The organism is Paenibacillus sp. sgz302191, from assembly GCF_057749925.1.
Map to the genome: position 1 here is coordinate 182,257 of NZ_JBYLHY010000005.1, position 13,248 is coordinate 195,504.

The following is a 13,248-nucleotide window of genomic DNA, read 5'->3' on the forward strand; positions in this document are numbered from 1 at the left end:
CGGAAAAAATCGGCTTCCAGAACTATTCCTATTTCTCAAGCTGCCCAAAAACCCCCGCGTCAGAGGTGAGCGCTACAATCTGCCTGACTGCGCGAAAAAAAACTGCAAAAATACATGATTTTGCGTCCTTGATCGCTGGCTACGAAAAATTGCTGCAAAAGTGCAGGCTTTTCGCCGAACACATGGACTCAGATTCACTTTCAGCGAAAATTCCTGCACTTTTGCAGGCTTTTCGCCAAAATAAACGAATTTATCAGGAAAAACCTGCACTTTCGCAGGTTTTCTCCCTTTCAAGCTGCTTCCTGCCCCCTGGCGCAGTTCCACGACCTGCGCCAGGACAGGCTCGCACCCGGAAAAAGCGGCTGTCCCCCTAGGTTAGGGTCCCCTCTGGTTCCCCTAGTCCTAACAAAGTGTCTCCTGAGACAGCTTCATAAGCGCCGCTTCTCACTCCGGGACATGTACCCTTGCTTACCTTTTGGGCACAATCAGCGTAATCGCCGTCCCGTTCCCTGCGGCCGAGCTGATTGTCAGCTGTCCGCCGATGCTTTTGGCCCTTTCTTCCATGCTGAACAAGCCGACTCCTTTGGAGCCGCGGTTGCGGATAAAGCCTTTGCCCTCGTCCACAATGCGCGCTTCCACATAAGCGTCGTGGTCGCGGACCTCGACCTGCGCTTCGGACACGTCCGCATATTTGGCGATATTCGTGAGCGCTTCCTGGATCACGCGGTAAATCGCGGTTTCCTCCAGCGCGCCCAGCCGCTTGCGCAAGTTGCTCGTTAATTGGACGCGGATGCCATAATGCTCCGTGTAATTGTCGATGTAGGTTCTGAGCGCGGGAAGCACGCCAAGATCGTCCAAAACGGACGGGCGCAGCTCCCAGGCCAAATCGCGGACCTCCTCGATAATATTGGAGACGGTTTGGCGGATTTTGCCCAGCTCGGGGTTCGCGTCTTCACCGATCAGCCGGTCCATTTGGATCAGCAGAGAGAAGAGGCTTTGACCCACGCCGTCGTGCAGTTCGCGGGAAAATCTCCGTCGCTCCTCCTCCTGAATCTGCATCACCTGCGTCATCATCAGCTGGAGCTCTTCCTCCGCTTTCTTTTGCCGGGTCATTTCGCTGCGAATCGCCAAATACCGGTAGGGCTTGCCCTCCCGATCGAGAAACGGCACAATCGTCGTATTCACCCAATAATACGATCCATCCTTGGCCTTGTTTTTTATGTCTCCGCGCCATATTTGGCCCAAGGAAATCGTTTTCCACAGATCGGCCATAAATTCCTTGCCGTGATACCCGGAATTGATGATCCGGTGATCCCGCCCCAGCAGCTCGGAACGCGAAAATTTGGAAATCTCGCAAAACTTCTCGTTCACATACTGAATGCTTCCTTTATGGTCGGTTATGGCAACGATGGAGGACTCGTCAAGGGCGAATTTCACATCGGCCAACTGCTTTAGCGACTGTCTGACCTCCTCCTGAAAAGAAGGATCGGCGATTTGTTCGTCCAACCGGGCCAAAATATCCGGCACATTTTCCCCTATAGCCGTCTGCCGCTGCTCATTTCGCTCGTTATTCAAAGTTCAACAGCCCTTTCTTCAAAGCGAATTTCACCAGCTCCGGCCTCGTTTTCAGGCCCAGCTTTTCCATGACATTGCTCTTGTGGGTTTCCACCGTCTTCACGCTGATGATAAGCTGCTCGGCAATTTCCTTGTTGGAATAGCCTTTGGCAATCAAAGCCAGCACCTCTCTCTCGCGTTCCGAAAGGGACTCGTACGTGCCGCCGTTCTCGCCGTGCTTGAGTTTGTCGATATACTCGCTCATCAGCCTTTTCGTAGCGGTCGGGTACAAATAAGCGTTGCCTTCCGAAACCGAACGTATCGCGTTCAGCAGCTCTTCGTGCGGGGCGCTTTTGAGAATATAGCCCGATGCGCCGGCATGAATGGCCCGGAATAAATATTCGTCATCGTCATGCATGGTCAAAATCAGCACGGCGACTTGCGGCATCAATTTTTTCAGCTCGGCTGTCGCGGTCAGCCCGTCTTTGCCATGCGGCATGTTCAAATCCATCAGGATAACGTCCGGCTGCAGGCGCTGCGCGGCCCGGATGCCTTCATCCCCGTCCGCCGCTTCGCCGATCACTTCCATTTGATGCTTGCCGTCCAGCAGCATCATAAGACCCGATCTCACAACAGCGTGATCGTCAACGACCAAAATTTTCGGCATGTCCGTCCTCCTCCCGAGTCTTCTCTACTATTGTAGCAGAAAATGGAGCTCCCATCAGGGAATTCACTGATCCGTTTCGCCCATCATGCTGTGCAGCATGCTGCTGACCTCATTCAGTTCTTCCTCCCGGTACCCTGGCGGCGTGCGCTTCCCGATATAGAGCAAGCCCGTCAGCACAGCGCTGTGCTTGACCGGAATCGCCGCAGCGGTATGCAAATGCTCGGCCAACATGACCGGGCAATGCTGCCTTAACCGGTCCGCATCCGAATGCGTATCGTCAAGGCTGATCATTCTTTCCAGCTTGACGGCCGTTCCGGCCAGGCCGTATCCTTTTTTGATTCGCATATGCTGTATGCGGTCGTTCCGGCTGCCCAATGCATATTTCCAACGGATGGACTTCAGCTGTCCCGTTACGGGAGCCCACGCGATAAAATCGCTTGAAGTCAGGCTGCGCAAGCGCTCTAACACATGCAGGATGCTTGCCTCTGCTGTCATGACGACCACCTCCCATTTTTTCATGCTCAACCGGGCACAATGTTTTACTCTTAATTGTAGCCGTTTGCAGAGAACTTGTATGTCAGGGAAAACCCCGAAATCGTGCTCAGGGATTTTCCCGGCGATGGCGGCTGTTTCCCCGCCTCATTGCAGTTCCAAAGCGTAATGCTGTGATGTTTCTCACAAACTTTTAGGGGAATTTTTCCGAAAAGATCAGCGTAACCCCCGATAATCAAAAACGGTCTGCTGCGCTATGATAAATGTAAGCGAAACATAATCGAGGAGGCGGCGGAAAGATGACGAATTGCATAGAAAAACAAACGGTGGGCGGATGTAAAAAAGCGGGAGCGGCAACTTGCGGGGGAACGGGAGCAGGGATCGGAACCGAAAGCCGGGCCGGTAAAGGGATAGCGCAATTTTTTTCGGAGGAAAACTTCGAGAGGCTGCAAAGCATCATGTATACGAGACACGCCAATAAAGGGGACTATTTGTTCTGGGAGGGCGAAACCGCGGATAAGCTTTATTTTGTGAAAAAAGGCGGCGTGCGCATTACGAAGCTGTCGGACACGGGCAAAAGCTTCATTCTGTATTTGCATCAAGCCGGCGATCTGTTCGGCCAGATGGACCCGTTCCGCGATTCGATGCACAGCTTCAGCGCAGAGGTTACGGAAAACAGCGAGATCGGCATGATCCAGCGTAAAGATCTGGAAGTTGTGCTGTGGCAGCACGGGGATTTGGCCGTCGAGTTCATGAAATGGATGGGGCTCATGCACCGGATGACCGAAACGAAGTTTCGCGATTTGCTGATGTACGGCAAGCCCGGCGCCCTTTGCTCGCTGCTCATCCGGCTCAGCAATTCCTACGGCGTGCCGCAAGGGGAACATACGCGGATCGACTACAGAATCAACAATACGGAGCTGGCCGATATGATCGGAGCGACCCGGGAAAGCGTTAACCGGATGCTCAGCGATATGCGAAAAGAAGAAGCCGTCGAGTTTCAGAACGGCCTCATCGTCATCAAAGATTTGGCCTACCTGCAGGATATATGCCACTGCGAGAACTGCCCGGCGGAAATTTGCCGGATGTAGCGCAGCCGCTCTCGCCGGCTTGCCCGGCGTAGGGGCGTCTTCCGGCGCGGTCGACCGACCGCCGTCATGCAGCGCAACACCGCGCGCGGGGTGCTGCGCGCAGTGCGAAAAGATATGGGCGCGAAGCCATATCTGGCGTGCTGCCGCGGAAGACGGCGCGGCTTTTCATTGAGCGGCTTGGCCGAGTGCAGAGCCGACCACAACGCTGACCGCAACGCCGGCCACTGCGCCGGCCACTGCGCTGACCGCAAAGCCGCTTGCAGCGAAAAAGCCTGCAAAAGTGCAGGCTTTTTCGCTGCAAGCGGCTTGTTTTGGGGAAATTCCTGCAATTGTGCAGGAATTTTTAATTTTGAGGGGCTTGAGCCCACCCATCGGCGAAAAAAACTGTACTTTTGCAGGAATATTTCGCTGCAAGCGAATCAACGAGCAAAAGGCTGCACTTTTGCAGGCTTTTCGCTCATCGCCAACTGGATGCGTCCAGTTCCAGCTAGTAGTTCGTACAGGACGACAGATTAGTCTGCGTTATGGTCCGCAGGTTCCCAGCACTAACGGACTGGTCCAGCAGTTCCGGCAGGCGGTGTTCAATGCCGTTCTTCGAGGTAGCCCTGGAACAGCTCCTCTTCCGAAACCAGATGATCCGCCAAAACCGAGCAAGCCACGCTCAGAAGGGAAGCCGCCTCGGTCAGCTGTTTAATATCGGATGTGCAGCAGTTGTCCGCTGCGTGAATAAATGATTTGACAAACCGTTCCGCCAGTTTATGGTCTTCTTCCAAAACCCATTTGGTCGTCGCCAATGCCGGACCTGTTTCCCGGGATACGCAGCCCTCCCAAACTTCGTGCTCCTTAAGCTGGCGCAAGATAACCGCCATCTCCGCCCGGATTTCTTCCAGCAGCATCCTGCAGCGCTCGGTGCCGAGCTGGCTGACCATCAGATCCGCTTTATCCTGAACGGCATCCACTTCTTTTTTCAACGCTTCGTGCTCGGCGATGAACTGTTGAAGCTGCGGCATCGGAGCACTCATATCGATAACCATGGTAAAACCTCCTTCAATGCGTCGCGTCAAGTTACACCTTCATCATACCGTTTCCGCTGTCTGATGCTCTGTGAAGCAAGTCACACCGGATTTGACTATCTCGTGACTTTTATCATAGCTGCATTTCGGCTGCGGATTTAGTCTAGTTTTGGAAGACATCTATGCTGACGGAGGGAACTAATATGGATAACGCAGGCAAAGAAGCGTCGGACACTTTTATGCTGAACGCCAAATTTTTGCTGATCCTGCTCGTTGTAATCGCCAACTGCCTCGAACCGCTTATTGATCAAAATAGAGCAGTAAATACGCTGTATTTGTCGATTTACACTTTTCATATACCGATGTTCGTGTTTGCGATGGGCTATTTTGCAAAAGGCTTTCGGTTCGACGGCAGCGGCTTAAAAAGCCTGAGGACGATTTTTCACCAGTATCTTGTATTCCAAAGCATTTACTCGTTGATGGATGTGCTCGTGTTTCACGCTCCCGGCATCCGGTACTCGTTTTTTATTCCGTACTCGCTGCTGTGGTTTTTGTTCAGCCATCTTTGCTGGCGTCTGCTGCTGCGGGTTTTCGTTTCGTTCAAACACCCGCTGGCGGCGGCCTTTGCGATCGGGATATTGGCGGGTTATTTGCCTTTTTCGGGCGCTATTCTCAGTTTTTCGAGAACTTTGGTTTTCTTCCCGTTCTTTCTGGCCGGCTATTACTTCCGCTTTGACGGGGAGTGGCCGGCGAAAATCCGCGCCCTCCGAGGGCCTGGCATTGTTGCGGCTGCTGCTATCGCCATTGCCCTATATGCCGTTCCACTCGACCCCAAATGGCTCTACAGCAGCTTTACGTACAGCCAATTAAATGCGGCAGGCTGGGCCGCCGGCGCTTATCGCCTGGGCATTTACGCGCTCCAGATCGCAGCTTCCGTCTGCTTTCTAAGTTTTGTGCCGCGGATGCGGAGCATCCTCACTTCCTGGGGCCCGCACACGGGGTACGTGTTTCTTTTGCAGGGGCTCGCGATCAAAACAGCGATCGCCACCGGCATCTATGCCTACGTCAGCGGACCGCTGCACGTTGCGCTTGTGCTGCTCGCAGCGGGCGTCCTGACCTGGATGCTGTCCCAGGCATGGGTGAGACGGCTCAGCCGCCCGCTGATCGAGCCGGATTTGGACCGGCTGAACCGGGCCATTTTCCACCACTATTCCGTCAGGAAAAAGACATGAAAAAAAGACCGTTCCACAAGAACGGTCGAATTGCTCAATTCAGCAGCCGCTTTCTTCGCTTGCCGGCCTGTTTTTCAGCAGCTCTTTGATTTCCGCCAGCTCATTTCTGACTTCAGCTCTAAACTCGGCAAAATCCGCCTCAAGCCTATGCAAATGCCCTTGCATGTCGTCAATTTCCATCTCCGCCTTGTAGTTGATGGCAAAATCAATGACGGCTTCCCGCTTGTCCCTTGCGGCTTGCCTGTTTTGGCTCATCATAATGATCGGCGCCTGAAATCCTGCGAGAAAAGACAGGACCAAATTTAATAAAATAAACGGAAATTCGTCGAAATGAATCGCTTTAGTGAAGGAAAGGGAATTGACGATAATCCATAACACCAATACTGCAAAAAATACGTTGATAAATTTCCAGCTTCCGCCGAATTCAGCAATGTTGTCCGCCAGCTTATCGGACCATTTGGTTGACTTTATATACTCATCATTCAAACTTTTATGAATGTGCGTCTCAAAATCATCCACCAAACGGTTTAAACGCGCGCTGTAATCTTTTATATCCTTTGCCTGTTCTGTCTCCAACTTCTCTCCTCCTTCGCGGCAAGCCGTACATGGAATCAATTATAAAGCTTATTCCGCTCTTTTAGAAGAAGCGCATCTCCCTTTTGAAACAATTGGAAAACAAAAACAGGCCATCCCCTGAAGCGGCTTGTTCAACCGCCTAGAGAATAGCCTTTAATACGGAATGCCGTGCTCTATGTCAGGTTGTCGTAATCAGTCCATAGGACCCGTCATTGCGTCTGTACACAAGCTCCGTTTTGTTGGAGTCGCGGTTGAAGAAGAGGTGGAAATTATGATCCAGCAGGTTCATCTGCAAAATAGCTTCCTCGATATCGACCGGCTTGACGGTAACGGTCTTCACCCGGGCAACTTCAAACGGCTCTTTCTCCGGCTCCTGCGCCCCCGATACGACAGCCAGGTCTTTCAATCCCCCCTGATGGCGAACGCGGTATCTCAGCTTCTCTCTGAGCTTGCGGATTTTCCGCTCCAGTTTGTCAGCAACCAGATCGAGAGAAGCGTACATATCTTCGCGCCGTTCTTCCGCTCTCAGCGTCAAGCCATGGCAGGTGACAGTCACCTCGACTACATGCTGCAGCTTATGCCCTTGTACGGACAGCACTGCATGCAGCTCGCACGTTTCATCGAACCAGGAGCCCAGAGGGCCCAGCTTCCGCTCGGCGTATTCGTATAAAGCCGGAGTCACCTGCAAGTTTTTTCCGTGGACGATCAGTTTCATCGCTCTCATCCTCCTATGAGAAAAAGTAGTCTAAATCCGTGAAAACTTCTTCCGTCAAAGGCAGTACAAGCTGTTCTTCCATCGTCAAATGGTCGTTTAAAATAAGGCACGCCTGCAGCAAATGGGAGGCCGCCTCCACCGCTTGATCTTTTCTTGTGTTTTTGCGGGCGAGCAGTTGGCCTACCGACTCGTGAAACGACTGAAAAAACGAATCGGCAAGCTCATGGTCCCTTTCCAATACCCAAAAGGAAGGCATTATGGTAGGAACGGGATCGCGCCTCATGTACTCGATAAGAAAGGCAAAAAACTCCTTATCCTCCCATTCGGCGTGCCGCTTCAGTTCCGTCATAAATCCGGCCGTGCTTTGCTTCAATTTTGAAAGTATATCAAGACGTTGCTCCGCGTTATCCATCAGGCCGATCTCTTTGGCATGCGTTTCCAAAATTTTGATCTTGGCCCGCAAACGATGATGCTCATCTTTCCAGCGCTCCACGGCAAAGCTCAGTTTATTCGGATTCGTTGAGGCCATTCCCAGTTTGTAGCCGGTAGACTTAAGCGTCATATGCGATCCCTCCATGATCATGCAGTTGGTTCCTAATTTCATAGTAAACCGGCTCGCCTGTTTCCGCTGTGCGATTCCTCACATCAGAAAAAAATACTGGATGCTGCGGGATCGTTATTTTTGTATTATAGTGGAAGTTATTACGGAATGTCAGGAGGAGGAATCATATGGCCAATTTGGATTCATTGCAAACGGAACGATATCTCATTTTGCACGCAGACGATTTTGGAATGTGTCATTCAACCAACCGGGCGGTGCTGCATTTGCTGGAACAGCGGGTGATTTCCTCTGCGACGCTCATGGTACCCTGCCCATGGGCATTGGAAGCGGCTCGCGCCGCTGCAAGCAGACCCGCTCTCGACGTAGGCATTCACTTGACATTGACAAGCGAATGGCCCTCGTACAAATGGGGACCCGTATCGCGCAGCGGTAACGTAGACACGCTCGTTGACGATTACGGGCATTTTCCGGCTGATCCCACTTACGTCATACATGCGGACCTGGAACAAATCAGGGAAGAGCTCGTCGCTCAAATCGAGACGGCCATTCGCTTAGGCGTGGATCCTACCCATCTGGACACTCATATGGGAACGCTGCATTACCATTTGGACCTGTATTTGGAGCTGGCCGAAAAGTATGACTTGCCGTTCCGTTTTATGGCTGGTCCTCCCCGTTTTGAGGTGCCGGCTGCCAATGTGGCAAGCGTCGCGCAAAAAGCGAAAGAGAAAGGAATTGTCCATCCGAACGAAGTGCTCATGCTGCCTTTTTACTACCCGGAAAAAGTGGGCTACGAAACCGTCAAGAAGACGGCCGTCGATCTGATCAAAAGCATCAGGCCCGGCGTGACGGAGCTGCTGTTCCACCCTTCCCTCGATACGGATGAGCTGAAAGCGATAACAGATACGTGGGCATACCGGCGTTTTGAATACGACGTGTTCCTCGACCCGGATGTACAGGAGACGATACGAAAAGAGGGAATCCGCATCATCGGCTGGCGCGAGCTGCGCGATTTGCAGAGGAAGAGATAAGCAGACTGCGCCTCTTGGATATGGGGAGCGATCAAAGCGGCAATCCTTTGGACTTTCTCAACAGCCAGGAAAAATCTCGTCTCCCACGGTTTCTCCGACGGATAATTCCTGCACAAACGCAGGCTTCTCCCAAATGGACCGCTTTTTGAGAAAATGCAGCAGATTACGTTTGAGGTGACAGAGGAGGAGGGGCTGGCTGCGCGGGCACAAGCGTGGGGATAGCCTCAAAAAGCCTCAAAAAACCGCCCCATTTTTTGGATTATTGGAGGGGCCGCTCTTTCCCAACGCGACACCTCCTTCCGCGCAGGTTGCGGTGCTGCACAGAAGGTGCGCGAAGCGGCTTGGGCTTGGCCGGCTTGGCCGAGAGAAAACCTGCAAAAGTGCAGGTTTTTTCTGCGTTAGTGGTTCATTTTGGCGAAAAACCTGCAAAAGTGCAGGAATTTTCGATGAAAATGAACCTGAGCCCCTGTTTGCGACAAAAAGCCTGCACAATTGCAGGAATTTTTTCGTTGCGGCGTAGCAACGAGCAAAAAGATGTATTTTTGCAGGTTTTCTTCGCGCAGTCAGGCAGATTGCGGCGATCGGCGAGAGGTGTAGGTTTTTGCGAGGGGGTAGGGGTTGCGGGGTTCTGTGGCTTCTGTGGCTTCTGTGGCTTCTGTGGCTTCTGTGGGGGTTACGGGATCTGCAGGGGTTGCGGGGGTTGCGGGCTTCCGAGCCGCTTCGCTAGCGGCTGCTGCCATGGTACATTTGCCGGCAACTGTATGCGATACCCGGGTGCGCGCGTTGTAGTGCTGCCGCATAACGGCGGTCACCCCCTTCATTCTTCAGGCTTGTGGGCTTCATCGAGACAAGCCTTTTTGGCACGGCACAAAAAATTCCTCTTCATTTGTGAAAATAATCACATACTTATTCGGACGCACAAGGTATAGTTAAAGTAGAAACCGGACAAGGAGTGATTCATATGAAAACGACACAACCCGATGCCTATGAAATGCTGCGCGACGAATTTTGCTGTGAGTGCGGAGCCGTATTGGCTGAAAAAGCGGGAGGCATTCAAAGAAACCGTCAGCCTGCCGCCGGAGCCGGCAATGATGCCGCGCCGGAGCAGACGGACGGCCATCTGGACTACCTGCACCGCATCGGGCTTCAGGAGGAATACTTGCTGTGACGCTGAAGCTTTATAAAAAATAAGCAGCCCACCGAAACGTTATCGAATCGGCGGCTGCTTATTTTTTTTAATCGGATATTTGAGCTGTTTGGGACTGCTGCATGCTAATGCCTAGTTCTATGATCGACCTCGCCCGGGCTACTTCCCGGTCGGTTGGCGGTTGAACATGCTCCAGCGGGTATGCCTTGCCCATCTGCTGCCACTTGTAGACGCCCATGCGGTGATAGGGCAGCAGCTCCAGCTTTTCCACGCCCCGCAGCGAGCCGATGAACGCCCCAAGCTCAAGCAGGTCCTGGTAATCGTCCGTCCAGCCGGGGACGAGCACGTGACGGATCCACATCGGTTTATTCATCTCGCTCAGATGATAGGCGAACCGCTTGATCCGGTCGTTAGGCTGCGCGGTCAGCGAAATATGTTTGTCAGGATGAATTTGCTTCAAATCGAGCAGCACCAGATCCGTTGCCGCAAGCAGTTCCTCTGCGTGTCCCGGCTCGCAAAAGCCGTTGCTGTCCAGAACGGTGTGCAGCCCCCACTGCCGCTTGATCTCGGCAAACAATCGGGCGAGGAAGGGAGCCTGCAAAGTAGGCTCCCCGCCCGTCACCGTAATGCCTCCGCCCGAACGCCGGTAATATTCCAAATACGGCTCAATTTCCTGCATGATTTCCTCTACGTCCATCTGTCTGCCTGCATGCATATCCCAGGAATCGGGATTGTGACAGTATTTGCACTGCAGCGCGCAGCCCTGCATGAACAGAACAAAGCGGATGCCTGGCCCGTCAACGGTGCCAAAGGTGTCGAAGGAATGGATGCGTCCTTTCATCGGCTCTGCGCTCCTCTCTTGGTCTAAAATTTACATCGTGCCGTGGAACGTGCGGTGAATGACGTCGAGCTGCTGCTCGCGGGTCAGCTTAATGAAGTTGACCGCATACCCGGATACGCGAATGGTCAGCTGCGGATACTGCTCCGGATGCTCCATGGCGTCCAGCAGCTGCGCCCGGTCGAACACGTTGACGTTCAGATGATGCCCTCCGCTGGCCATGTAGCCATCCATCATGGCAACGAGATTGGCGATCCGCGCTTCGTCTTCGCGGCCGAGCGCCTTCGGCACGATCGAGAAGGTGTTCGAGATGCCGTCCAGGCAGTGCTCGTAAGGAATTTTCGCCACGGAAGCGAGCGAGGCCAGCGCGCCTTTGCGGTCGCGTCCGTGCATCGGATTGGCGCCCGGCGCGAACGGTTCGCCGGCTTTGCGGCCGTCCGGCGTGCTGCCGGTTTTTTTGCCGTAGACGACGTTCGACGTAATCGTCAGCACGGACATCGTCGGCAGAGCGTCGCGGTACGCCTTATGTTTGCGCAGCTTGTTCATGAACGTTTCGGCAAGCTGCACGGCGATCTCGTCGACCCGCGGGTCGTTATTGCCGTACTGCGGATATTCGCCTTCGATCTCGAAATCGACGGCAATGCCGCGCTCGTTGCGGATCGGCCGCACCCGCGCATATTTGATCGCGCTGAGCGAGTCCGCGACGACGGACAATCCCGCGATGCCGCAAGCCATCGTGCGCAAAATTTCGCGGTCGTGCAGCGCCATTTCCAGCCGTTCGTAGCAATATTTATCGTGCATGTAGTGGATGACGTTGAGCGTGTTCATGTACAGCTTGGCCAGCCATTCCATCACCTGGTCGAATTTGGGCGCGACTTCCTCATAGCTCAGCACATCGGACAGGACAGGCGCCGCCTGCGGTCCGACCTGAATGCCCAGCTTCTCGTCCACGCCGCCGTTGATCGCATACAGCAGCGCTTTAGCCAGATTGGCGCGCGCTCCGAAAAACTGCATCTGCTTGCCGATACGCATCGCTGATACGCAGCAGGCGATCCCGTAGTCATCACCATAGTAAGGACGCATCAGATCGTCGTTCTCGTACTGGATCGAGCTGGTCTCCGCCGATACTTTGGCGCAGTAAGCTTTGAAACCTTCCGGCAGCTGCGTCGACCACAGTACGGTCAAGTTCGGCTCAGGCGCCGGTCCCAGATTGTACAGAGTATGCAGGAAGCGGAAGGAGTTTTTCGTCACTCGCGTCCTTCCGTCCAGCCCCATCCCGCCGATCGATTCCGTTACCCAAGTCGGGTCTCCGCTGAACAGCTCGTTGTAATCCGGGGTGCGGAGAAACTTCACGATGCGCAGTTTCATGACGAAATGGTCGATCAGTTCCTGCGCCTGCTCTTCCGTCAGCACGCCTTCCTGCAAATCGCGCTCGATATAAATATCGAGGAAGCTGGATACGCGGCCAAGGCTCATCGCCGCGCCGTTCTGCTCCTTGATGGCGGCCAGATAGGCGAAGTACAGCCACTGCACGGCTTCCGCCGCGCTGGCGGCAGGCCGTGAAATGTCGAAGCCGTAGGACTTCGCCATCTGCTTCAGCTCGCCGAGGCTGCGAATTTGCTCGGACAGCTCTTCGCGCAGCCGGATGACATCCTCGGTGATCGCATCGACCTCGAGCTGCACCAGATCGGCGCGCTTCGCTTCGATCAGGCGGTCAACGCCGTACAGCGCGACGCGCCGGTAGTCCCCGATGATCCGCCCGCGGCCGTACGCATCAGGCAGACCTGTGATGATGCCCGCCTTGCGGGCGGTTTTCATCTCGGTCGTGTAGGCGTCGAACACGCCCTGGTTGTGCGTTTTGCGGATGTCCGTGAAGAGGCGGACAAGCTCCTCGGGCAGCTTGAAGCCGTAAGCTTCGCAGGCGTCGACGACCATGCGGATTCCGCCGAACGGCTGCACGGAACGCTTGAACGGCGCATCGGTCTGAACGCCGACGATTTTTTCTTTATCCTTCGCGATGTAACCCGGCGCATGGGAAGTGATCGTGGATACGGTGTTCACATCCACATCCAGGACGCCGCCGTTTTCCCGCTCCCGGCGCGTCAGCTCGCTGACGATGCGCCACAGCTCGGTTGTCGCTTCGGTCGGGCCCGCCAGGAAGGAACCCGATCCCAGATACGGAGCCACGTTCTTATCGATAAAATCCTTGACGTCGACTGCTTTTTCCCACTTGCCGCCTTTAAACCCTTTCCAGGAGCCGGCTTTGCCGGCCTGGATCGCGATGTCTTTTTCCTCAATCGCCATGTTTGTGACCTCCTATCAATTGGTATTAA

14 protein-coding genes are annotated in these 13,248 nt (G+C 54.0%); 4 read left to right on the forward strand and 10 right to left on the reverse strand.

The window, feature by feature from the left end; all coding sequences use genetic code 11:
- Window positions 1–468 precede the first annotated feature (468 nt).
- The 3 genes from AC3G2T_RS09390 to AC3G2T_RS09400 all read right to left on the reverse strand — a co-directional run bounded on the left by AC3G2T_RS09390 (window position 469) and on the right by AC3G2T_RS09400 (window position 2,716).
- Window positions 469–1,575 (reverse strand): PAS domain-containing sensor histidine kinase, encoded by a 1,107-nt coding sequence (locus AC3G2T_RS09390; protein WP_488435260.1) that lies wholly within the window; start codon window positions 1,573–1,575, stop codon window positions 469–471.
- Window positions 1,568–2,221, reverse strand: a complete 654-nt coding sequence (locus tag AC3G2T_RS09395; RefSeq protein WP_474680013.1) for a response regulator transcription factor — start codon at window positions 2,219–2,221, stop codon at window positions 1,568–1,570. Before AC3G2T_RS09395 ends, AC3G2T_RS09390 begins: the two co-directional genes overlap by 8 nt.
- Before the next feature lie 63 nt (window positions 2,222–2,284).
- Window positions 2,285–2,716, reverse strand: a complete 432-nt coding sequence (locus AC3G2T_RS09400; RefSeq protein WP_488435261.1) for a GAF domain-containing protein — start codon at window positions 2,714–2,716, stop codon at window positions 2,285–2,287.
- Between the two features lie 296 nt (window positions 2,717–3,012).
- On the opposite strand from AC3G2T_RS09400, the gene AC3G2T_RS09405 reads away from it, so the two are divergent.
- A complete protein-coding gene (locus AC3G2T_RS09405; protein ID WP_488435262.1) occupies window positions 3,013–3,804 on the forward strand; it encodes a Crp/Fnr family transcriptional regulator in 792 nt (263 codons plus the stop codon).
- A gap of 165 nt (window positions 3,805–3,969) precedes the next feature.
- Here the strand turns inward: AC3G2T_RS09405 and AC3G2T_RS09410 are convergent, their stop codons facing one another.
- The gene (locus AC3G2T_RS09410) at window positions 3,970–4,227 is read right to left on the reverse strand and encodes a hypothetical protein (RefSeq protein WP_488435263.1); all 258 of its coding nucleotides are present in this window, start codon (window positions 4,225–4,227) and stop codon (window positions 3,970–3,972) included.
- A 158-nt stretch (window positions 4,228–4,385) separates the two neighbouring features.
- On the reverse strand, window positions 4,386–4,838 hold the full coding sequence (locus tag AC3G2T_RS09415) for a hypothetical protein (RefSeq protein ID WP_474680010.1): 453 nt from the start codon (window positions 4,836–4,838) through the stop codon (window positions 4,386–4,388).
- A gap of 182 nt (window positions 4,839–5,020) precedes the next feature.
- On the opposite strand from AC3G2T_RS09415, the gene AC3G2T_RS09420 reads away from it, so the two are divergent.
- Window positions 5,021–6,049, forward strand: coding sequence for an acyltransferase family protein (locus AC3G2T_RS09420; protein ID WP_488435264.1), 1,029 nt, complete (start codon window positions 5,021–5,023; stop codon window positions 6,047–6,049).
- 39 nt (window positions 6,050–6,088) lie between these two features.
- On the opposite strand, the gene AC3G2T_RS09425 is transcribed toward AC3G2T_RS09420, so the two are convergent.
- From AC3G2T_RS09425 to AC3G2T_RS09435, 3 genes are all read right to left on the reverse strand, one after another.
- Window positions 6,089–6,625, reverse strand: coding sequence for a DUF1003 domain-containing protein (locus AC3G2T_RS09425; RefSeq protein WP_474680008.1), 537 nt, complete (start codon window positions 6,623–6,625; stop codon window positions 6,089–6,091).
- Between the two features lie 178 nt (window positions 6,626–6,803).
- Window positions 6,804–7,340: a ribosome hibernation-promoting factor, HPF/YfiA family gene (gene hpf / locus AC3G2T_RS09430; protein ID WP_488435265.1), complete on the reverse strand. Its 537-nt coding sequence runs from the start codon at window positions 7,338–7,340 to the stop codon at window positions 6,804–6,806.
- A 13-nt stretch (window positions 7,341–7,353) separates the two neighbouring features.
- Window positions 7,354–7,902, reverse strand: coding sequence for a hemerythrin domain-containing protein (locus AC3G2T_RS09435; RefSeq protein ID WP_474680006.1), 549 nt, complete (start codon window positions 7,900–7,902; stop codon window positions 7,354–7,356).
- 167 nt (window positions 7,903–8,069) lie between these two features.
- Between AC3G2T_RS09435 and AC3G2T_RS09440 the strand changes: the two genes are divergently transcribed.
- Window positions 8,070–8,930, forward strand: a complete 861-nt coding sequence (locus tag AC3G2T_RS09440) for a polysaccharide deacetylase family protein (protein ID WP_488435266.1) — start codon at window positions 8,070–8,072, stop codon at window positions 8,928–8,930.
- A gap of 961 nt (window positions 8,931–9,891) precedes the next feature.
- Entirely contained in the window at window positions 9,892–10,098 is a 207-nt protein-coding gene (locus AC3G2T_RS09445) for a hypothetical protein (RefSeq protein WP_474680003.1), read from the forward strand.
- A gap of 67 nt (window positions 10,099–10,165) precedes the next feature.
- On the opposite strand, the gene pflA is transcribed toward AC3G2T_RS09445, so the two are convergent.
- Together pflA and pflB are read right to left on the reverse strand one after the other, a co-directional pair.
- Window positions 10,166–10,918, reverse strand: a complete 753-nt coding sequence (pflA, locus tag AC3G2T_RS09450; RefSeq protein ID WP_488435267.1) for a pyruvate formate-lyase-activating protein — start codon at window positions 10,916–10,918, stop codon at window positions 10,166–10,168.
- Between the two features lie 30 nt (window positions 10,919–10,948).
- Window positions 10,949–13,219, reverse strand: coding sequence for a formate C-acetyltransferase (gene pflB, locus AC3G2T_RS09455; protein ID WP_474680001.1), 2,271 nt, complete (start codon window positions 13,217–13,219; stop codon window positions 10,949–10,951).
- Window positions 13,220–13,248 lie beyond the last annotated feature (29 nt).